General features: G+C 45.6%; 17 protein-coding genes. 4 read left to right on the top strand and 13 right to left on the bottom strand.

The window, feature by feature from the left end:
* Positions 1-2 precede the first annotated feature (2 nt).
* Entirely contained in the window at positions 3-536 is a 534-nt protein-coding gene (gene gmk, locus EHO57_RS01765) for a guanylate kinase (RefSeq protein WP_425460762.1), read from the top strand.
* 264 nt (positions 537-800) lie between these two features.
* Positions 801-1,847, top strand: coding sequence for a DUF3089 domain-containing protein (locus EHO57_RS01770; RefSeq protein WP_135647062.1), 1,047 nt, complete (start codon positions 801-803; stop codon positions 1,845-1,847).
* Here the strand turns inward: EHO57_RS01770 and EHO57_RS01775 are convergent.
* The 7 genes from EHO57_RS01775 to fliF form a co-directional block, all read right to left on the bottom strand.
* Positions 1,832-2,245 (bottom strand): transporter, encoded by a 414-nt coding sequence (locus EHO57_RS01775; protein ID WP_210410065.1) that lies wholly within the window; start codon positions 2,243-2,245, stop codon positions 1,832-1,834. The genes EHO57_RS01770 and EHO57_RS01775 overlap by 16 nt on opposite strands.
* Positions 2,246-2,251: 6 nt before the next feature.
* Positions 2,252-2,893 (bottom strand): periplasmic-type flagellar collar protein FlbB, encoded by a 642-nt coding sequence (locus EHO57_RS01780; RefSeq protein WP_135647063.1) that lies wholly within the window; start codon positions 2,891-2,893, stop codon positions 2,252-2,254.
* Positions 2,894-3,053: 160 nt separating this feature from the next.
* Positions 3,054-3,626, bottom strand: a complete 573-nt coding sequence (locus EHO57_RS01785) for a flagellar export protein FliJ (protein ID WP_135647064.1) — start codon at positions 3,624-3,626, stop codon at positions 3,054-3,056.
* A gap of 3 nt (positions 3,627-3,629) precedes the next feature.
* Positions 3,630-4,994, bottom strand: a complete 1,365-nt coding sequence (locus EHO57_RS01790) for a FliI/YscN family ATPase (protein ID WP_135647065.1) — start codon at positions 4,992-4,994, stop codon at positions 3,630-3,632.
* A 226-nt stretch (positions 4,995-5,220) separates the two neighbouring features.
* Complete coding sequence (gene fliH, locus EHO57_RS01795) at positions 5,221-6,144, bottom strand: flagellar assembly protein FliH (protein ID WP_008592071.1); 924 nt, start codon at positions 6,142-6,144, stop codon at positions 5,221-5,223.
* Positions 6,145-6,148: 4 nt separating this feature from the next.
* A complete protein-coding gene (locus EHO57_RS01800; RefSeq protein WP_135647066.1) occupies positions 6,149-7,117 on the bottom strand; it encodes a FliG C-terminal domain-containing protein in 969 nt (322 codons plus the stop codon).
* On the bottom strand, positions 7,117-8,817 hold the full coding sequence (gene fliF / locus EHO57_RS01805) for a flagellar basal-body MS-ring/collar protein FliF (protein ID WP_135647067.1): 1,701 nt from the start codon (positions 8,815-8,817) through the stop codon (positions 7,117-7,119). Before fliF ends, EHO57_RS01800 begins: the two co-directional genes overlap by 1 nt.
* A gap of 244 nt (positions 8,818-9,061) precedes the next feature.
* Here fliF and EHO57_RS01810 point away from each other — a divergent pair, with 244 nt between their 5' ends.
* The gene (locus tag EHO57_RS01810) at positions 9,062-9,790 is read left to right on the top strand and encodes a TrmH family RNA methyltransferase (RefSeq protein ID WP_135647068.1); all 729 of its coding nucleotides are present in this window, start codon (positions 9,062-9,064) and stop codon (positions 9,788-9,790) included.
* 132 nt (positions 9,791-9,922) lie between these two features.
* On the opposite strand, the gene EHO57_RS01815 is transcribed toward EHO57_RS01810, so the two are convergent.
* From EHO57_RS01815 to EHO57_RS01840, 6 genes are all read right to left on the bottom strand, one after another.
* Complete coding sequence (locus EHO57_RS01815; RefSeq protein ID WP_135647069.1) at positions 9,923-11,050, bottom strand: M23 family metallopeptidase; 1,128 nt, start codon at positions 11,048-11,050, stop codon at positions 9,923-9,925.
* A gap of 2 nt (positions 11,051-11,052) precedes the next feature.
* The gene (locus EHO57_RS01820) at positions 11,053-12,066 is read right to left on the bottom strand and encodes an N-acetylneuraminate synthase family protein (RefSeq protein WP_135647070.1); all 1,014 of its coding nucleotides are present in this window, start codon (positions 12,064-12,066) and stop codon (positions 11,053-11,055) included.
* Positions 12,067-12,283: 217 nt separating this feature from the next.
* Positions 12,284-14,230, bottom strand: a complete 1,947-nt coding sequence (locus EHO57_RS01825; RefSeq protein ID WP_135647071.1) for an LTA synthase family protein — start codon at positions 14,228-14,230, stop codon at positions 12,284-12,286.
* Positions 14,231-14,245: 15 nt separating this feature from the next.
* Entirely contained in the window at positions 14,246-16,381 is a 2,136-nt protein-coding gene (gene feoB / locus EHO57_RS01830) for a ferrous iron transport protein B (protein WP_135647072.1), read from the bottom strand.
* Between the two features lie 3 nt (positions 16,382-16,384).
* Positions 16,385-16,618, bottom strand: a complete 234-nt coding sequence (locus EHO57_RS01835; RefSeq protein ID WP_135647073.1) for a FeoA family protein — start codon at positions 16,616-16,618, stop codon at positions 16,385-16,387.
* Positions 16,615-17,916, bottom strand: coding sequence for an ABC1 kinase family protein (locus EHO57_RS01840; RefSeq protein ID WP_135647074.1), 1,302 nt, complete (start codon positions 17,914-17,916; stop codon positions 16,615-16,617). Before EHO57_RS01840 ends, EHO57_RS01835 begins: the two co-directional genes overlap by 4 nt.
* A gap of 192 nt (positions 17,917-18,108) precedes the next feature.
* On the opposite strand from EHO57_RS01840, the gene EHO57_RS01845 reads away from it, so the two are divergent.
* Entirely contained in the window at positions 18,109-20,112 is a 2,004-nt protein-coding gene (locus tag EHO57_RS01845; protein ID WP_135647075.1) for a helicase, read from the top strand.
* The last annotated feature ends 265 nt before the right edge of the window (positions 20,113-20,377 follow it).

The following is a 20,377-nucleotide window of genomic DNA, read 5'->3' on the forward strand; positions in this document are numbered from 1 at the left end:
TAATCGTACTTTCCTCCGTGGCCGGAGGAGGAAAATCCACCCTAATCCAAATACTGAGAGCCAAACATTCCGATTTGGCTTTTTCCGTTTCTTGCACGACTCGTCCTCCTCGCCCCGGCGACAAGGAGGGAGTAACGTATTTCTTTCTGACCAAGGAGGAATTCGAATCCGGAATAGAGAAGGGTGAGTTCTTGGAATGGGCGAGGGTCCACGATAATTATTATGGGACACCGGCCAAATTCGTAGAGAATTGCCTCGCTTCCGGAAAATCGGTCATCATGGATCTGGATGTCCAAGGCGCAGACCAGGTTAAGAAAAAGCTTGGGTCGAAAGTCATTACAATCTTTATCCTTCCTCCTAACGAAGAGGAATGGGAGAGGCGTTTGCGGGGTCGGGGAACCGATTCCGAAGAAAGTATCCTGAAAAGGATCCGGAATGGAAAAGCTGAATTGAAGAGAAAGGACGATTTCGATTTCGCAATCGTGAATGACAAGCTGGATGAGACAGTGGCGGGATTGGAGAGGATTTTGTTTTAGGTGGCCCCCACCCTCATCGGGTGGTGGAGGCGGGTCGCCTAGTGGGAGAGGCGAGCTTTTCCTTTAGCAGAAAATTCCAGATCTGGCAATTCAAAAATTTTGCCAGGATTTTTGTAGGAACTATTTATCTTCGCCTCGATCCGAATTTTCCGTTCGGGATCCATTTTTTCTTGCAAGTCATTCGAAGTGGAATAGAATTTCCGTTCTATATTATTTACGACTGAAAAAGGTTTTATTCCTTTTCTTATATAAGAATAACATTATATGAAAATTTCTCTTCGCTCTCTCCGTTCTCGATTTAAACTCCTCTTCTTTTTTGCGTTCCTTTGCGTTCAGTTCGGGTGTCTATTTCTTCTCCGTCCTAGAAAGGATTTCCAAGAGAGCAAGTCTCTTATGCCTCCCGATTATACGAATTTGGATTTTTGGGCGGCTCACCCGGATAAGAAGGATCCTGCGGATGAGGTACCTCCTTCTTCCTCGTATAAGGATCGTCAAAAGGAAGCTCAGGCTGATACCTTCTTCATTCATCCTACTACCTTGCTTGCAAGACCTAAGTATTGGAACGGGGACTTGAATGATGCCTCCTTGAACGAAAGAACGAATCAAGGGACGATCCGGACCCAGGCCAGCGCTTTTAACGATTGTTGTAGAGTGTATGCCCCTAGATACAGACAGGCCGCGTTGATCGTATTTATGGAAAATACTCCCGAAGGGCAACAGGCCTTGGATCTGGCCTACGAGGACGTGAAAGCAGCTTTCTTATATTATATGAGGACTTGGAATCGGGGCCGTCCGTTCATTATTGCCTCTCATAGTCAGGGGACCCGCCATTCGGTTCGATTGATCAAGGAAGTTATCGCTTCTTCTGAATATAAGAAGAATTTAATAGCTGCGTATTCAATCGGATTTCCGTATAAACCGGAAGAGATCGGCCTTCCAGTTTGCAAGTCCGAGAAGGAGACCGGATGTGCGATCAATTGGAATTCCTACGAGTGGGGGAATAGTCCGAAAAGACTTTCGGAACGTTACGATCCTTCTACCGTTTGTGTGAATCCTTTGACCTGGAAGAAAGACGAAGAATATGCTCCCAAGTCCATGAATCTGGGAAGTATCACTCACAAGTTTGATAAGGTCATTTTGGGTGCGGCGGATGCAAAGTGCGATAAGGGTGCCTTATGGGTCCACAAACCCGAGATGAGGGGTTTTCCTTCTTTAGGAAAAGATGATAGTCTTCATCTCGTGGATTTTCATATGTTCTACGGGAATATCCGTAAGAATGCGAGGGATCGGGCAGATCAGTTCGTGCAGTAGGTTTGTTCTACTACGATGGAAGGCATATCCGTTCTCTTTCCGTCCAGCTCTAGCTTCTTATTCTTTAAATAAAAGCCGCAGACTTCTACATAGGAACCTACCGAGACCCGATTCATTAGGCTGTAATCGTCCGAATCCAAGACGACCGGTTTGCCCGAAAAATGCACTACGAATCGGATCGAGTTCCCTTTGTACAATACGTGAGTCACGCTTCCTGCCACTCGAACTGTCTCTCCGACTGCCTTGCTCGGATTATTTACTAATTCCTCACCGGAAACGTATTTAGGTTTAGGGGGAGTGGACGCCGCCTTCGACTTTTTGCTCTTGGAAAATAAGGAGATATTTCCTGAGAATAATATCGAAACGAGTAATATGGGAATAAGCTTCTTCTGTATCATAAAATCTTAAAGTTCTTCTGATTCGGAACTGGATTCCGGAGCCTTGATCACGTCGGAACGGGACAGCCATTTATTCGTGATATTCGCTCTTCTTTCTGCAGGAAAGAGGGTAAGAAGATAGGTAGTGATCGTCTGTCTTCCGTCCTGCTCCGCGTCCTTATCCATCTGTATGAAAACATCTATAATATCTTTATCCGGCCAGTTGGTCAACATCTGCACCGCATTGTCGGGAGGCATGTTCGCCACCTTTTCCGCCATTACCTTGATCAGTTTGCCTCGGCTATTTTTCTCCGACTCGGCGGATTTCAGTTCGTTCTCTTTGGCCGTAAGTCCACGTTTTAGCTCTTCAATTTTTTCGAGCTCTGCTTCCAGACGCTCTTTTTCTCTTTTGAGTTCTTCTTCTTTTTGAGTGACCTCGTCCTTATCTTTAGCGAGTCTTTCCATCTCTTTGCGAAATTCCAGTTTTTCCAATTCGGAAGGCGATTCCGAATCCGCATTCACGAGTCCAGGTTCTTGCTTTAAGAAGGGAAAGATCTCTACTGCGTCGATGATCTGAAAATAGTGGAATGCGAAGAACCCGATCAGTACTAAGAATATGATGAGGAGAACTAAGTAAACGGCTCTCGCTTTGTCGGTCAAACTTGCCATTTTTTATTACACCCGAATGTCCAATCTGGAACCGGAGATCTTCTTTTCGAGATCTACAGCCTTCGTTTCCAGATGAGAAATTTTATCCTGAAGACTTGCCATGCTTCCTAGTAAAGGATCGGAAGAAGAAGTAGTTTTGCGTACTTCTAAAAAAGGGAGATCATTTTTTGTAACGTTCGTAAAGCTTTCTGAGTTCAGAAAGTCCCGCATCTTCTGCGCCTGAGCGCTCGACGCTTCCCGTATCATAGGTAAATACTTTCGGATCCCGTTTAGATCTATCATCCCCATATGTTTCCTCCCTTTGTTTTCTAAAAAGATCGACTAAGAATTGCTCTTCGGCTAGAGTTCTCTCTGCCCTTCTATACGTATGCATATAGTCCCGAAATCGACTCTCTTTTAATAGTTCGAGCACCTTCTTTTCCTTTCGGGCTTCCGAGACTTCCGATCTCTTCTTCTCTACAGGTTCGTCGAAGGATCTGATCTCGGTCTCCAGTTCCGTATTCCGGGTCAATAACTGGCGCATATATGTTTGCAAATAGGAATATTCCCTTAGGTCTCTGCTTCCGCCAAGCTCGGTAGAAGATAGGGCCTTGATCCTCTCTTCGTTTCCGTCTATTTCCGATTTGCGGACATTTACCTGAGCCACGAGTTCGGATAGCTCTTTCAATTTCTGATCCTCTTGGATCTTTTTCAGTCTAAGCACAGGTTCGAGACGGAATCGGAATCGTTTCATGGATTAAAATTCCTCTTCTTCTCTTTCTTCTTTCAGAATGTCTCTTAAGCCGCTAACCGTCTGTGGGAAAAGACTTCTTTCCATAAGTCTCTGTTTGAGATAAGAATCTATCTTGTCTTTTTTGCGAATCGCAAGATCCACTTTTGGATCGGATCCTCTTACATATGCGTTCAAAAGAATCAGTTCTTCCACCGAGTTATAAGTGGAAATGAGTTCTCGGATCATTCCCGCCCTCATGAATTGATCCTCTTCTACGATGGACTGCATTACCCTGGAAAGAGAAGCGGGGACATCGATCGCAGGATAATGATTTCTTTCTGCCAGTTTTCTGGAGAGAATAATGTGCCCGTCGATATAGCCTCGCACAGCGTCAGCTATAGGATCTTCCATTTCATCCGTATCGGTGAGAATGGTATAAAAGCCTGTGATGCTTCCCCCGGATTTGGAAGTCCCGGAACGTTCTACAAGTTTTGCTAATTTAGTAAAAACAGATGAACTGAAGCCTCTTGTGATAGGCGGTTCGTGATTGGATACGGAGATCTCCCGATTGGCATGAGCGAAGCGGGTCAAGGAATCCATCATTAAATTTACATGAAGTCCTTGCTCTCTGAAATATTCCGCGACGGAGGTAGCGAGTAGGGCGCAGTTGACCTGTTCCATCTTGGGAGCGTCGGAAGTTGCAGCGAACACTACGGATCTTGCGAGTCCTTCTTTTCCTAAGTCCCTTTCTATGAATTCGTTTACTTCTCGTCCGCGCTCTCCTACGAGTGCGATCACGTTTACGTCCGCGTTTGTGAACCTCGCGATCATACCGAGCAAGCTGGATTTTCCCACGCCAGATCCGGAGAAGATCCCGAGTCTCTGTCCTCTTCCGACCGTTAAGATACCGTCGATTGCGCGAACTCCAGTGAGTAAAATGTCGCGGATAATCGGACGGTCAAGAGGGTTGATGCTTTCTCCCTCCGGGGATTTTTCTTCGGAAGTGATGATGAGTCCTTTCTTATCGATGGGACGTCCCACTCCGTTCAGTACTCTGCCAAGAAGTTCTTTTCCTACGGGGACATTCAAACTTCTTCCGGAAGAGAATACGAATGCGTCCGGATACACTCCTTCTACAGGGCCGAGCGGCATGAGCGTATATACGTGATTTTCAAAACCTACGATCTCGCATTGGAGATAACCTTCGGTTCCGGCTTTCTGGACTTCCATGATCTCTCCGATCTTAGAGTCGGGAGGTCCTTCCGAATAGATTACATTGCCGGAGACTCTGACGACTCTCCCGGACTTACGGATGGTCTCCGTTCTGTCCAGGATGAGGAAGTACTTAGAGATAACGTCTATCTTTTCGTGGAACTTCTTCTCGATCATGGGCTGGCATCGAACCTATGAGCATACTCTTGGGAGGATTTTGCTCGGAGTCAAGTGATAATGAGAATATAATAGAATTATGTCTCTTTTAAGGGTAGAAGGGATGTCGAAGATACTACAAAACTTCTCACCTTCTGCTCCGACCAAAAGAAATTTCCCCTGACCGGATCCCCTTCGCTTGGAAAGAGGACCCGGTAAGAGGGTAAGATTGGACGTGAATGGTGAATTATATCGGTTCCGCATTTCGAATGGCTTCTTCGATCTCTTTGAGCTGAGTGGAAATTCTCGCGTCGATTGCTCCCACATCTGTTTCGATAATAACCCCGCCTCGGTCGACTCTGGAGTCTTCGTAGATATTGACCTTGCGAAGAGATTCCATGAGTTTGATAAGCTCGTCTTTGTGAGCGGTAGTGATTTCCAAGTCAGCAAAGTTGACACGGATATCTACACGGTCGCGATCCTTAATGCGTTTCAGGGCTTCTCTAATATTATTGAGTACGATTTCTTTTCTTTCAATGATCTCGTCTTTGATGATCTTACGGGCGATGATGAGGATCATCTCTACCATCTGTTTCTCGGAGGCTTGGATGAGTTCGGCGCGAATATCGATTGCCTTACCGACAATAGTTCCGAGACGGTCGATGAGTCGTCTGACCTCACCTTGGCCTTTACGAAAGCCTACTTCTCGTCCTGCTTCGAATCCTTTTAAGTAGGCCTCGTGTTCGATCTCTGCGGTTTTCATTTCCGCTTCTTTGATCATTCTTTCGGCTTCCATCTTGGCTCTTTCCAAGATCTGTTCCGCTTTGGCCTTTCCGGAATCCTCTTCGAGTTTGATCTTCTCTTTGGAGTCCTGGATCATTTGGAAGGCTTTCTTACGGCCTTCTTCCTCGATCTCTTCCGACTTGCGACGGGAGTCCTCGAGCATGGTCTTGATATTCTCTTCCGTTTCTTCTTTGTAACGGTTGAGCTCGGCCTCTATCTCTTCGATGGAAGGGCCTTGGTATTGCTCGATGATATTCCCTTCTTGGTCTACCTCGAACTCTTCTGCGTCTTCGTCCCTATGGAACTTCTTGTACTTGTCCGGAATCTGTAGCTCGACCTGGTCTTGCATGTCGGCGATTTGGATGGGTTTAAAGACGAGTTTAGCCATAGTCTTAGTTCGTTCTCCGGAACTTGATTCTTCCCGATTCTACGGATTCCTTGAAAATTTCAAGAAGTCCGTTCTGGGCGGTCTCAATTTCAGCAAGCGAGACCGGGCCCATGGAATCTTCTTCTAACCGAATGGAATAGGCCAGATTTGGGTCCAGCCTAGTAAGTAAGACCTGTTTTGTATCCGGTTCGGTACCCTTAAATGCGGTCGCGGTAACGATCGGGTGGATCTCTCCCAGGAATTTATTCAGAGCTTCCCGGCTCAGATCCATCAGGTCTTCCATTCGGAAGAAATGCTTATTTATATTTTCGGCAAACGACTGGCTCTTTTCGCGTATCCGGGAGAATAATTTCTGGGAATCTTGGGGGTCCATTTTTCCCAAAAGTTCCGCTGCCCGCTTTCCGCCCTTATCCCTGGTAGGAACTCCAACATCCGGGGTCTTCAGGACCTCTCGTTTGAAGCGTAAAAAACGCTCCAATGAGTCCCGGAGCCCTAGGGAAGAAAGATCCAGGTTCTTGATGGAGAGTAGGATCTCCTCCTGGGCATCCTCCGGAAATTCTTCTAATACCCGGGCGGAGATTTCTGGATCCGCATAGCAAAAGATGAGGGAGATCCTTGCCGCATTCTCTCCGGCAACGATGCGGGAAAGTTCCTCTTTATTATAGGATTTTAATTCTTCTAGCCAATCCGGTTCGGAGACCAGGTCTTCTTTTAAGATGGTTTCCAACTCTTGGATGAGGGCCAAGGTGTCTCTGTCGATCCCTTCTTTCGGGACCGAAGAGAGTCCGTTTAGGAAGGCTCCTAAAAGTTCTCTCTCTTGGTTTGCTTCCGGCTTTCCCGATTTGTGAAAGCTTTCTAAGAGTTTGGTAGTATCCGTCGGACCTAAGTGACGGAATACTTCCGGGGGAAGATGCTCCCCCAGGATTCGGAGGAGCTGTCCCGCCCGGTTTCTTTTTCCGGACAGGATACTCATTAGGTCGCTTCCTCTTCAGAGAGCCAGGTGCGGAGAAGTTGTGCCACTTCTTCCGGTTTTTCCCTGGCGAGGTTGATCGCGTTTTCGAGTAGTTCTCTTCTGAGTTTTTCGTCCAGAGAGAGTTCGACCTCTGCGCTTCCGTCGTCCATGACCCGGAGAGCTGCTTCTCTCATCATCTGCTGCATTGCTGCGAGTTCTTCTTCGCGTAGTCTGCGGCGTCTTGCGATCTCTTTTTTGATCGCTCTGTAGATGAGGATGGTAAGGATCAAGAATAGCACAATGACCAAGGATGCGATGACCATTTGTCGGATCGCTTTCTGTTTTCTTAATTCTTCGTCTTCTGCTGCGAATTGAGCCGAGCGGTCTTTTGCGATGCTGATTACGGAGATCTGGTCTCCTCTTGCCTTGTCTATTCCTACTGCAGCTTCTAAGTTTTTACGGACTGTTCTGATATCGTCGTCGGAGACAGGGATATATGTTCTGTCATAGCCTGTTCCGTCTTCTCTTTCTTTTTTGGTCCACTGTCCGTCTACAACCACGGAGAGATTGATCTTTTCGATCTTCCAAGGTTGTTTTTGTACTTCGCTTACTCTTCTGTTGAATTCGAAGTTATTGATGTTCTCGGTCTTCTTATATTCTGCTTTTTGATAGTCTGTGTCTTTGTATCCAGGAGGAAGGTTAGGCTCTGTTCCTGCAGGTCCGTCTGGGGTAAAGCCTCTTCCGTTGAATTGCTCGCTTGTTTCTTTGGAGGATACTTTTAAGCTGTACCCATCAACGATCTTCAATTCTGAATATGGGGTATTTGGATCGTCCGGTCTTTCGATCACTGGGGAAACTTGATTGTCTTTATAGGATTCCTTGTCCCAGTTTAGCATGTATTCGAAACGTGTGATATCTACTCTGTCTTCTCCGCCTAAATACCAACGTAGTGTGTTTCTTACGTCGATCAATCTCTGGACCCTTTGTTCTTCTTGGATCCTTAATTTCTCTTGTACGACCCTGAGTTCTAATCTTTCTTTTTCTAGATCTTCTTCGAAGTCGGAGATGATCTTTCCATCCGCATCTGCAACGGATACGTTCTCAGGCTTTAATTTTGGAACGGCTCTCGAAACTAAGTTTACGATACCTTTTACTTCTTTCTTGGAGATCCCTTCGACCCCTGGGATGAAATGCAGAATTACGGAGGCTTTTACGGGAGAAGCGTTCGAGTTGAACAGCTCCTCCTCCGGCATGGCGATGTTTACGTAGGCCTTATCCACAGATCTTAGGGTCATCAGGGATTGCTCGATGGCTCCCTTCAAGGCCCTGTATTTTTTGATGTCCTTGTCGAACTGGGTCTCGGTGAATTTTTCCACATTGAAGAGCTCCCAGCCTTGCACTCCGGCAGGAATAAGGTTCTCTTGTGCGAGCTTAGTGATGATCTCTTGTCTTTGTTCCGGATCCACACTTACGATGCTTGTATCTCCTGTGCTATAGGAATAGCCCATGGAGTCCAGCTTCTTGGTGACTTCGGCAAAATCCTTTGCCGTTAGGTTTTGGAAGAGGACGATTCGGTTCTTCTGAGAAGAAACCGTAGTCAAAAGGCCAAGAGCTACAAGCACTACGATCGCAACTCCCCCTAAGATGAGTTTCTTCGTAGTATCTAAGGAGTTGAAGAATTCCTTGATATTGTTTAGAATCTTTTGTAACTGCTCGGGCATTTCAATTCACCACCGGACAAGATAGGGGACATAATAGATTTTCGGAAACAAAGTACAATCCCTTTTTAAAAAAACTTTAGAATTTTTTTATTTTAGTCTAAATTTTTCTCTTATGTCTAGATAGGAAGCTTCCTCTTCGGAAATTATTTCTAGATGTACATATTTGCAAAACGTATGTTTAGTGTATTTTAATGGCTCTTATCGCATTTTCCAAAGTCATTCATTCTTGGGGGAAGGATCTGTAGTGAAACCTGCATCAGAACATGCAAATTTTATAAACCTCCAAGAAGCGGAGAAGATAGGGGAGTATTTAAGGACCATGATCTCTCCTGCTAAGGTAGAAAAGATCGAAGAAGTGGTCTCTTATCGCACAAAGTACTTAACAATTGTGTTGGAGGATATATTCCAACCTTATAATGCAAGCGCTCCGGTCCGCACATCCGAATGCTTGGGACTTTCCGAGATCCATGTGGTTGAGAATAAAAGTTTATATAAACCTAATGAAGGTATTACTAAAGGCGCTCAAAAATGGATCCAGATCAGAAAATACCAATCGCCAAACAAGGACAATACTAGTCATTGTATAAGTGGTCTGAAGGAGAAGGGTTTTCGGATCGTTGCCACTTCTCCTCATGCATTAGCAAATTCTTATGAGCTGGATGAATTGCCCTTGGATCGGCCAACAGCAATTCTATTCGGATCGGAAGAATTGGGTCTTTCTAAGAATGCAATGGATCAGGCCGATCTTTTTCTAAAACTGCCAATGTATGGTTTTACGGAAAGTTACAATATTTCGGTAACTGTTGCGATCGTTCTTTCCCATTTGGCGTATCGTTTACGAAAAGAAGTCGCGAACTGGGCATTGAGCGAAGAGGAGAAGGTGTTCCTACAAAACGCTTACTACAAGAGAAGCTTGCATAATGGAAATCTCGTGGAGGCCGACCTTTTACAGAGGATCCGAGGTGAGTTGTAGTTCGAAAAGGCGGCCCCCGCCCGGGTTCGGGTGGGGGGAGTGGCCCGTGGGTTTGCGAGTTTCGCGTAGCATGAAATTCTTATTTTGGCAAATAGAAAATCCGAGAGTTCCCTCCGTGTGGGAACTCTTTCCCTAATTTGTAGGAACTCCTGGCCAACGCAGATCCGATTTGGAAAAAAAGAACTGCAATAGTTTTCTCATTTGGCTCGGAGCGATCCCTGCGCCCAGATATTCCCCATCCACCCAAAGTTCGAAATGAAGATGGATATTCTCATCATTTCCCTTTGCTTCTCCGCTCAGTCCAGAGTTTCCTACTTTTCCGATCTCTTCTCCGGACTTGACCTTGGCTCCTACTTTGATCCCACTCTTGATGGAAGAAAGATGATTAAAAGAGGACATGACCCCATTTCCGTGATCGATCCAAACCTGTCTTCCTCCAAAGTCCTTTTCTACGAAAGTGACTCCATTCTTCTGAGCTAGCGCTGAGTATTTTTGGAATTCGGAAAGGGTCATGGGGGAATAATCCAGATCCGCTCGGATAATAGTGCCATCGGCTGGGGAGACGAGTGAGTCATCGAAGACTAGGCGTCTAGGGGGACCGATCTTCTCTCGTTTATAATAAATATCTAATCCTTTATGGATGCCATTCCTGTATTCTCTCGGAGCTCCCGGAAGTTGAATATCCTTGTCAGGAATGAGCCCGCCAGGAACCGGATATTGGTAGCCTGTAAAACGAGCCGGGATGGAATTCAATGCGGCCCCATTCAGTAGGACCTTGAATTCTCCGATGACTATGCTTCTATCTTCTTTTTTAGGAAAATATAATCGAATAATGGATGCATCGATCGGGGGAAGAGTATGTAGATTGACCAATTCTACTTTGCTGTTCTTGAAGATCGTTTTCCAATTCTCTTGGTATAAGATTTGGATCTCATACTCTTCGGCTGCTCTTTTACCGCGAAAGATAGGAACAACTACTTCGACTGCATTGATGAGTCTCTTTGCACCGAAATCCACAATGATCCATTCGGGCTTTAGGTCTGCAGATGAATACCAGTATGTCTTTTGATCCGAATCAAATAGATTGAAAGCGCCGTATTCCTCATGAAAGGAAGAAGAGACCGAATACGAGAAAGGAGCCGCGATCACTCTGCCGAAATCCAGAAAGTCCACTTCGGATCCTAAGGAACCGTAATTTTTAGGGCTCGCTGATACGGTCCAAGAAAGTAATAATAAGAAGAAGATAGATTTCTTTCTCATAGTTAGGACTGGAATGCGTCTCCTGGCTTGGGTCCTTTATTATTTTTTAAGATAGCTTCTGCTTCTTCTAATTTCCAAGAATCAAGATAGCTTGGATCCTCTTGGCTTAGGTCCGGGCGAAGTGCGATCGGTCTTCGGTTTGCGTCCGCATACAATCCTCTTCGGCCAAAAAACCTTCCGGAGGCTTCTTGGGGTTGGACAAGTTTTCCTTCTTCTCCTCTCATCTGGAATGCGATCCTTGCATTTTCCGCGTAGACTTTAAATTCATCCGGATCCGCAGAGATCGTGTGATCCGGGCCCGGAAGTTTTTTATCCAGAGTAAAATGTTTCTCTAATGCACTTGCACCTAAGCTGACTGCGAGCGCTCCCGCAAGACTTCCGGCAGTGTGATCCGAGAAGCCGACAGGTCCTGAGAAAATATTCTGATAGTAACGGATCGTTTGCAGATTCGCTTTTTCCGGAGGGGTTGGATATAAGGATACACAATGGAATAAGAGTAGCTCTTTCACTTCTTTGGATCCTAAAAATTCTAGAGCGCGAACTACCTCGAATCCTTCTGCTGCACCGCTGGAAAGAAGAAGAGGAAGTTTTGCATCCGCGCATTTGTCGAGAAGTTGCTTATTTACGATATCTCCGCTGGCGATCTTAAGGGCCTTCACCCCGATGGAGACCAAAAGATCCACACTTGTGACGTCTAACGGAGTAGAAAAGAAGAAGAGACCTTCCGATTCTGCGGTAGATTTGAATTCTCTATGCAATTTTTCGGAAAGCTCGTACTGTTTGAAGATATCTAAGAGCACCTTGGCTTTCGGGTTCTTCACATCTAAGAAATTTTCAGTAATATAACTTTGGAATTTAACCGCGCTGGCGCCCGAACTCTTTGCGGCTTGGATGGTCCTCTTACCCAATTCCAGATCCGCATTGTGATTTAATCCGATCTCAGCGATCAGAAAAGGAGAAGAATCCGGGCCCAAATCCCATGTATCTCCCAATCGAAAACTCTTTGCAAAAGTCATTCTCTCTCCGAAGGAACTCGTCCTTGTGTCGTTAAAACTAAGATCGGAAGATAGGCAAAAGAAAGGAAGGATTTGTAGGAGTTCCTACAAATCCCTCGGCCAAAAAAACGGTTGTAGGCTCCGGGATTTTCTGGTAAGAGCGAGGGGTACCACCGCTTCGCTCCGGCCCCCACCCAAGAGGGGTGGGGAACACCTAAATCCGGATCCCGCCACGAGCTCAATTCTCCGGAAAGATCCGGTTCGTATTCAGAAGATCATAGCTCAGATTTAGAAACGCCTTCGCCTTCTTCTCGTATTCTTCGCAAATCTTAGGAATAGAAATGCACTTGTCTTTCGATTTTGCCCAAGGCAGAGGCAGGGCTTCTCTCAGCTCGCTTTCCGTGGATCTATAAAGAGCATTCTCGCTTTCGATCCAACCAATCACGCTCGAGAAAGCGAAGTAAGCGGTTGTGGGTTCCTGCTTGGTTGAGAAAAGATCTTTGCCGAATGCGGAAAATTTAACCTTCTTCCCGACGAGGCCAAGGATAGTGGGTAGGATATCCAACTGAGAAGAAATACGTGCATCCACACCAGGACGGATGTATTTAGGGGAATAGATCAGAAGGGGAATATTCCGATCTTCATACGGATTCAGATCCCTATGATGGGTGTGATCTCCAACAAAGATGAAAATCGTGTCCTCGAAATAGGGAGAAGACTTTGCCTTTCGCATGAATTTGCCTAGGGCCTCATCCGCATATCGATACGTGTTGAAATAATCTGAATCTTTTAGGGAGGACGGATAGAGTTCTTTTTGGGTTTCAGGAACTTGGTATGGATAGTGAGTGGTGAGAGTAAGGCTGACCGCTGCGAAAGGAGTATGCGCCTTTTTTAATGTACGATCCAGCTCTTCCAGCACATCGCCATCGTAGAAGCCCCAGGCTCCCGATCGGTATCGATTCTCCTTTGCCATCTCGTCCTTTCCTACGATGGTATCGAAGCCCCAATGCGGGAACAGGAAACTCATATTATCGAAGCCCACATCACCGCCATGCACGAAATAGGTGGAATATCCGACTCCTTTCAATACGCTTCCCAGGCCGCTAAAATTTCCAAGCGCCTGGTGGGTCCTCACTACTGTGATCCCCGGACGATCTGGTACTCCTGTCAATACGGACATGAGCGCGTTAACCGTCCTTCCGCCTGTGGCAAAGAAATGAGAGAAGTATCTGCCTTGCCTTGCGAGTTCGTTGAAGTTCGGCGCCAATTCCCTTCCCCCGACCATTCCTTCTCCGTTCGGTTTTAGGAATTTTCCGGTCCAACTTTCCAGAAGGATCAGTACTATATTGGGAGGCTTCCCTTTCTTGGTTTCATTCGTTTCTCTTAATATAGGGTAATTTGGATCGATAAACTTGGCTTCTGGATAATCGATCTCTTGTCGGACGATCCGGACCGCTTCTTCTCTTTGCATTTGCAATTCCGGAATGATGGATCTGGATTTTAGGTCCATCATACTGGTAAAGACCCCGTTCAAAGGAAGATTGTTCAGGAATCCGTTTTCAGAATGGATTGCATCCGTAGATCTGAGAGGTCTGGATTGCAGGCCTCCTCTGAACAAGAATAGAATGAGCAGAATGGCTATCGGGATCTGTATGAGCTCCTTCATCTTGTTGTCGGAACTGTATTCATATCCATTGTATTTTATGAAAATATAAATTAGTCCGGGAAGTCCGATCGCGATACCGACGAGACCCAAGACCACCTTCAGTGTGTCGTTCTTGATCCCTGCTTCGATCAGGATCAAGAGATCCTTTCCTAAAAAGACGAATCCTTCGTAGCCTAGATGTTTGTCGGCTTCTCCGAAATAGATGGTGTCCCCGATCAAATGCCCGATCATCCATAAAAAGAGGGGAATGGGAAGGATCCCCCAAATGTATCTGTAGGGCTTCCAACGATTCGCATAATGAACGGATGAAAGGATCCAAGAGAGACCGATGGCTATGGAAGTTACACATAGATCGAAACGGATCCCGATAAGAAAGGATTTAACGATTTCCCAAGAGGAAGAGTCCCCGATTTTAGAGAAATAGATGAATAGAAGTGCAAGACGAGCGATCGTAAGAAGAACAAGAAAACAAAGTGCATAGAACGCGATAATGCGCAGGTTCTTTGGGATTTTTTTCATTTTTTTCCTCGGAAATCAATTCCAGCCAAGCGATCGCGAAGCGTGGAACACTAAGAAGGCCGAACAATATGCAAGAATTGTCATGTATGTAAATAAGAAAAACGGCCAGAATAGCGAATTCGTTTCCTTTTTCACTACTGCCAATGTGGACATACATTGGCAGGCAAATGCGAAGAAGATCAAAAGACTCAGAGCGCTAGCTATGGTCCAGATCGGGCGTCCAGTTTCCGGATCCTTATCGTTTCTAAGAGCGCTCCTTAGATTTTCATCTTCGGAATCTTCTCCTTGTACTCCGTATACGATGGAAAGAGTGGATACCATGACTTCTCTCGCTGCGAAAGAAGTGATGATGCCTAATCCCATTTTCCAACCAAACCCGATCGGAGATAGCACCGGTTCCATTGCCTTTCCCATTCTTCCTGCGTACGATTCGGAGATCTGTAGGGATTTTGCCTGAGCAGGAGAGAGTCCTTCCGTTTTAGATCCTTCTACTCTTGGATAGTTGGCTAAAAACCATAGAATGACGGAAATGAAAAGGATTACCTTGCCTGCATTCATTACGAAGGCTCGTATCTTCTTATAAACGGTAAAGAAAAGACTTCGTAGGGAAGGCCATTGGTATCTGGGCAATTCCATTAAGAAATAAGAAGGTTCCGAGAGAAAGAATGTCTTTTTGAATAGAAAGGCCGCCGTCATCGACGCAAGCATTCCTAAGAGGAAAAGAGAGAATAACGCGAGTACCTTAGGGGAGAAGATCCCGAATACCGGACTGGAAGAGAATACTGTGCCGATCACTAAGATATAAACGGGGTATCTTGCAGAACAGGTAATCAGCGGCGAAACTAGGATTGTGGTCAGCCGATCCGATCTGTTCTCAATGGTTCTCGTTCCCATAATTGCGGGAACGGCACAGGCTGCGCTGGACAATAATGGAATGAAGGACTTTCCGGAGAGACCGAATTTTCCCATGAACCGGTCCATGAGAAAGGAAGCCCTTGCGATATATCCGCTTTCTTCCATGATCCCTATGAAGAGGAAAAGCAAACTGATCTGAGGAATGAATACTAAGACTGCTCCCACGCCTCCGATCATTCCTTCTTGGACCAGGGACCGAATAGGTCCTTCCGGCAGGAAGGCTCCCGTCCATTCTGCGAGACTCGAGATCTCTCCTTCGATCCAGTCCATCGGGATCTCGGACCAGGTGAACAAGAATTGGAATACCAAGGCCATGATGGTAAGAAAGATCCCCATTCCCCAAATCGGATGCAGAAGAAGTCTATCTGCAATCCCTAATATTCCTTTTTCTGAATTTTCCGTTCCCGAGATCGCTTTGGAGAGAAGTTTCTTGATCCAGATGGATCTTTGGACGAGCTCGTCTCCATAAGAAAATTGTAATTCAGATCTCTTCCATTCGTCAAGAGCTAGTTGTCTTGCCTCTTCCGGAAGGAAGTTCTGTCCAGGGAGCCCTGTTTGTAGGGTCTCTCCGCTGAATTCCTTCAGGCTATTTTCGACTACGAATCGCAAAGAATCCGGATCGGAAGAAGAAAGCTTAGATAGGATCGAATCGATGACTGCGGATCTTTTTTTATCCCAGGAGAAGTCCGGGTCCGGGATCTGGTAGGTGGAATCATGGCTCAGGGCTTCTTTGAGAGATTCGACGCCTTCTCCCGTTTTGGGATTTACATAGAAGAAGGGCACTCCGAAGGACTTAGACAGGACGGAAAGGTCCAGTTTTACTCCCTTCTTCTCCAAAGCGTCTCTCATGGTGACGGCCACAAACATCGGGATCTTTAAATTAGAGATTTGTAATAAGAATTGGAGTCCTCTCTCTACTGCAACCGCATCCAATACGAATAGTAAACGGTCTTCTTTGTCCCTGGATAAGAGTAGGCGAGTGGTGACCTGTTTGTCTTCGGATTCTCCTCCTAAACTATAGGCACCCGGAAGATCGATGAGGGACAGGTTTCCATGTTCGGTATGGATCCTTCCTTCGGCTTTTTCCACCGTCACTCCGTGGAAATTCCCTGTCTTCTGTCTGAGTCCTGTGAGCTGGTTGAATAAGGTGGACTTTCCGCAGTTCGGATTTCCTGTGAGAAGGATACGGATTGTTTTGGATCCCGGCTCTAATACATTGGAAGGAAATAGTTTCATAGATCAGTTGAGTTCCAAGAGATCTGCCTCTAATTTTCGGATCGCTAAATGCACGAGTCCTAATTTTACGATCATCTTCTCTTGTTCCGGAAATTTTTGTAGCACTGTTACTTGGGTCCCTGGTAAAAAACCCATATCGAAAAGATTACGAACGAGTCCGGTCTTTCCGGTCTCATTCTTGATCCCGGAAATTGTTCCCGATTCTCCTACTTCCAATTGGAATAACAACGTTTTCATCGGATGAATTTTTCCCTGTCTCGGATCAGATCCAATTCCGGGGCGAAGGACTTAATATAACGATCGAAGTAGAGGATCTGTTTGATCAAGAGGCCGAATTCCTTAGGGATCTTGAGTCCGTTTCGATTGGAAATGTCCCGGAACTCGAATAGGATCGCATTCATCTTCTGTTCGTCGAAGGCTTCTAATTCTCCCATCTGGATGTCGAGCACCATCTTACTCATTTGACCGAATACCTTTTCGAGATCCGCAGCGAGTTTCTTTTCATCCACTCCTTGTGCGGTCCCGTCCATTCGTACTAGGCCGCTTGCGATCCTATCGGTGCGATTCAATGCCAATCCTTCTAAAAAGATCATAAGACCATCCCAGACCTTGGAGGAGATCCTACCAACGATCCCGAAATCGATAAAACCAACGCTCCCATCCCTAAGGATCATTAGGTTTCCTGCATGTACATCCGCATGGAAGAATCCAGACTTGGACAGAGTGGAGAACCAGATCTCCAATGCGTCGGAAAGGGTCTTGGATGGATCAGAAGTATATTTGCGAAGAGAGATTTCGTCCGTAATGGGCGCTCCGTAAAATCTCTCCATGGTCAGGATTTTCCGAGTGCTTAAGTCCTTATAGACCTTAGGGACTCTAGCTCTTGTTTCTCCAGAACCTAGTAAGTAAGTCTCGAACTCTTCTATATTAGCGGCTTCCTTTTCAAAGTCGATCTCTTCTAAGATAGAGCTTTGGAACATTCCCACCATTTCGGAAAGTCCGGAACGATTCAGGCCGGGCACAAAGATCTCGAATAGTTTCGAAGCCAAATAAAGCAGGTTCAAGTCCGCTCCTAGAGCGCTTTCTATATCGGGTCTCTGCACCTTGATCACCACATCCAAGCCGTCTTTCGTAACTGCAGAATGTACTTGGGCGATCGAAGCGGACGCCATCGGGACAGGATCGATACTTTGGAATAAGGACATATAATCCCTTCCCAATTCCTTCTTTAAGGTTTTTTGAATTTCGGAAAAGGGAAGAGGTCGGACGGAATCCAAACATTTTTGCATTTCAGTGACAATCTCTTGGGGAAAGAGAGAAGGGGCCGAGGCAATAAATTGACCTAGTTTGATATATGTTGCACCTAACTCTTCAAAAGCTTCCCTAAGGCGTACGGGAATATTCTCGGCTGTAGTACCTCCTACTGCCAGATCTTTCAAGAGAAGCAGGGTCTTAAGAGAGAATACATAGCTGCTTGCGACCATTCTGGCGGCGCTATTTACCCCTTGTTTGATCTGATTAAAAAATCCCGACATTTCAGTTCCAAATTAGAAGATCGAGAGAAGAGGACAATCCAAATCGAAAACCTTTCCCCCGATTCGGGAAAAGGAACCGACCCAGTATCACTCGGGTCTATTCCACAAGCGCTTATCGAAAAACCGTATTTTGGTTTACGGGAGCGGCGAGAATTAGAGGATGGCTCTCGAACGATATATTCGGTCAGTGGTATGAGCGGCGAATCGGTTTTATTGCAAGAATTAGAAAAACTCGAACTGAACGACCTAAAGAAGACCGCCTCTCTCTGGAACATTCCCAAGCTCCCGTTCAAAGAAAAGAACAAGAACGTTAAGTTCCTTTATGATAATTTCCTAGATGAATTCTATCTAAAGGGAGTTCTGGAGAAACTGACCATCCTCCAGGTGAATATCTATACTTCTATCTTGAAGAATAAGAATGTTCTCACCTTAGGAGAGATTTCCCGTAAAGTCAATATTCCTCCGATCAACGTGGAGATGGAGTTAAACCTTCTTCGCAAATATCATCTAGTCTATCAAAGAAAGAACAGAGAAAGACTGACCAATAACCTGGACAAGTACCATGCGTACGAGGAATTGGCGGCTCTTGTTTCCCTGGACCAAAACCTAAAGGGAGACAAGTATAAGGTCTCCGTCGAAAAGCTGTTAGAGCGCAAAAAGCTGACCGATATTTCCGCAGAATGGAAGAAGGCAACTAAGGCTCCAGCCAAGATAGACAGCATCCGCAAATTCATCACTCATGCGACTTCTCCGGAGGCTTATGAGGCGTCCCTTCAATCGTTAAACGAATTGGAAAAGGATACTCTGATCCGCATCTATTTGAGCGGTGGTGCAGCGGACGCAGACGATATTCGTAGCTTTATCGTGATGGGAAGGGGCAAATACGAATCCATCATCCCGGCTCTTGTAGAAAAGGGATTGGTTGTCGACGTTTGTTTCGTAGAAGAAAAGTTCGTTCGTATCTTCGCTCTTCCGGAAGAACTCCTAAAGTATATCCAACATAATCCTATTCTTCCTTCGGTGAAGAAGGGAACCCGTCAGAGACAGGAAAAGATCGCAACGAACGAGTTGGACTTCTTCCTAAATACCAAGAAGCTTCTTTCTTATATCAGCAGAAAGGGATTGGTGCTCGCAAAATCCGGCAAGGTAAAGCAAGCGGATCATAAGCGCACGGAACAAGAACTATTAAATCCGGACATCAGTATTTTCCCGGAGAAGAGTCAGATCTACCAAATGGAGCTGATCCTTCCTATATTAAAACTTTTGAATCTAGCGGATATCAAAGGGGAGAATATCATACTCAGAGGAGACCTGGAAGGATTCTTGGCAAAGGATATCTTCGAGATCATGAAGCTCGTGATCCATGAGGTGAACGAGGCAAGGATGAAACGGGTCAATCCTCCGGAAGTATTCCAGCCGACCGAGATGCCTTTCTACGATAAGATGATCTTGGACAAATGCGTGAACTTGATCATCAAGTCCAAGAGGATCCATCTTTCCGTTATCTTCTCCAATATTATCCGTGAGCATTTGATCTTTAGCCCTGGATTTAGGACCAAGAATTTCCAAACCGATCTGGCTGATCTACGTAAAGAGATCATGAGCGCGATCTTCTATCTGCATCTGTTCGGTCTTTTGGAAGTGGAATATCCGAACCGTTTCCTGAATCTTTCTAAGTTAGGCGAATACTTCTTCCAAACCGGAGAATTGTCCAATGCTACCGAGAAAGGTGGGATCACGATCAACCCAGACTTCTCCGTGATCGCATTCCCGGAGAAAGTATCCATCTATGGAATTCATCTATTAAAGGCGTTCACCGAACTCAAGGACTACGATCGTGTTTACACATTCGTTCTGACCAAGGAAGCGTATCAGCTCGGTATTCTACTCGGTTATAAGACAACTGAGTTCGTGGATTTCTTAAAGGCGTCCAGCAAGGCGGAACTCGCACAGAACCTTCTTTTCTTGTTAGAAGATTGGGGAGGGAATCTACCTGTAGTCGAAGTTGCCGAAGATTGCGTTCTGGTTCGTACCAAGGATCAGAATGTGATGGAACTTCTTCTCGGCCAGATCAAAGGCAAGAAGATCGTTCTGGATGAGATCGGTCCTACTGCGGTCCTTGTGGATAAAACTAGAGTGCAAGATGTGATCACAGTCGCTGAAAAACTGAATCTGATCATTAATTTGACTCGCTAACAAATCTTTTAGTATTTACCCATTTGGGATAAGTTTCCTAACGATCGGCTGACGTTTTCCACGTCATTTTCTCTTTCTCTCCCTGGAGCTGTCTGACTTTTATCCATGTTCAGATACATAAATCCAGCTAGAAACGCTCGGATCAAATTCGTCCTATCTGTTAAGGGATAGAATTGGAGACAAGAAGCAGTAAAAATAAAAAAACTTCCTCGTGGTTGATTCTTGTTGCAAAGATGTGTTTTATAGACAATTGGTTAACTTATTA

Origin of the sequence: Leptospira langatensis, assembly GCF_004770615.1 — a bacterium.
GTDB lineage: Bacteria > Spirochaetota > Leptospiria > Leptospirales > Leptospiraceae > Leptospira_B > Leptospira_B langatensis.

Coding starts and splice junctions, on each gene's coding strand:
- EHO57_RS01770 (WP_135647062.1), top strand. CDS start 801: ATGAAAATTTCTCTTCGCTCTCTCCGTTCTCGATTTAAACTCCTCTTC.
- EHO57_RS01775 (WP_210410065.1), bottom strand. CDS start 2,245: ATGATACAGAAGAAGCTTATTCCCATATTACTCGTTTCGATATTATTC.
- EHO57_RS01780 (WP_135647063.1), bottom strand. CDS start 2,893: ATGGCAAGTTTGACCGACAAAGCGAGAGCCGTTTACTTAGTTCTCCTC.
- EHO57_RS01785 (WP_135647064.1), bottom strand. CDS start 3,626: ATGAAACGATTCCGATTCCGTCTCGAACCTGTGCTTAGACTGAAAAAG.
- EHO57_RS01790 (WP_135647065.1), bottom strand. CDS start 4,994: ATGATCGAGAAGAAGTTCCACGAAAAGATAGACGTTATCTCTAAGTAC.
- fliH (WP_008592071.1), bottom strand. CDS start 6,144: ATGGCTAAACTCGTCTTTAAACCCATCCAAATCGCCGACATGCAAGAC.
- EHO57_RS01800 (WP_135647066.1), bottom strand. CDS start 7,117: ATGAGTATCCTGTCCGGAAAAAGAAACCGGGCGGGACAGCTCCTCCGA.
- fliF (WP_135647067.1), bottom strand. CDS start 8,817: ATGCCCGAGCAGTTACAAAAGATTCTAAACAATATCAAGGAATTCTTC.
- EHO57_RS01815 (WP_135647069.1), bottom strand. CDS start 11,050: ATGAGAAAGAAATCTATCTTCTTCTTATTATTACTTTCTTGGACCGTA.
- EHO57_RS01820 (WP_135647070.1), bottom strand. CDS start 12,066: ATGACTTTTGCAAAGAGTTTTCGATTGGGAGATACATGGGATTTGGGC.
- EHO57_RS01825 (WP_135647071.1), bottom strand. CDS start 14,230: ATGAAAAAAATCCCAAAGAACCTGCGCATTATCGCGTTCTATGCACTT.
- feoB (WP_135647072.1), bottom strand. CDS start 16,381: ATGAAACTATTTCCTTCCAATGTATTAGAGCCGGGATCCAAAACAATC.
- EHO57_RS01835 (WP_135647073.1), bottom strand. CDS start 16,618: ATGAAAACGTTGTTATTCCAATTGGAAGTAGGAGAATCGGGAACAATT.
- EHO57_RS01840 (WP_135647074.1), bottom strand. CDS start 17,916: ATGTCGGGATTTTTTAATCAGATCAAACAAGGGGTAAATAGCGCCGCC.
- EHO57_RS01845 (WP_135647075.1), top strand. CDS start 18,109: ATGAGCGGCGAATCGGTTTTATTGCAAGAATTAGAAAAACTCGAACTG.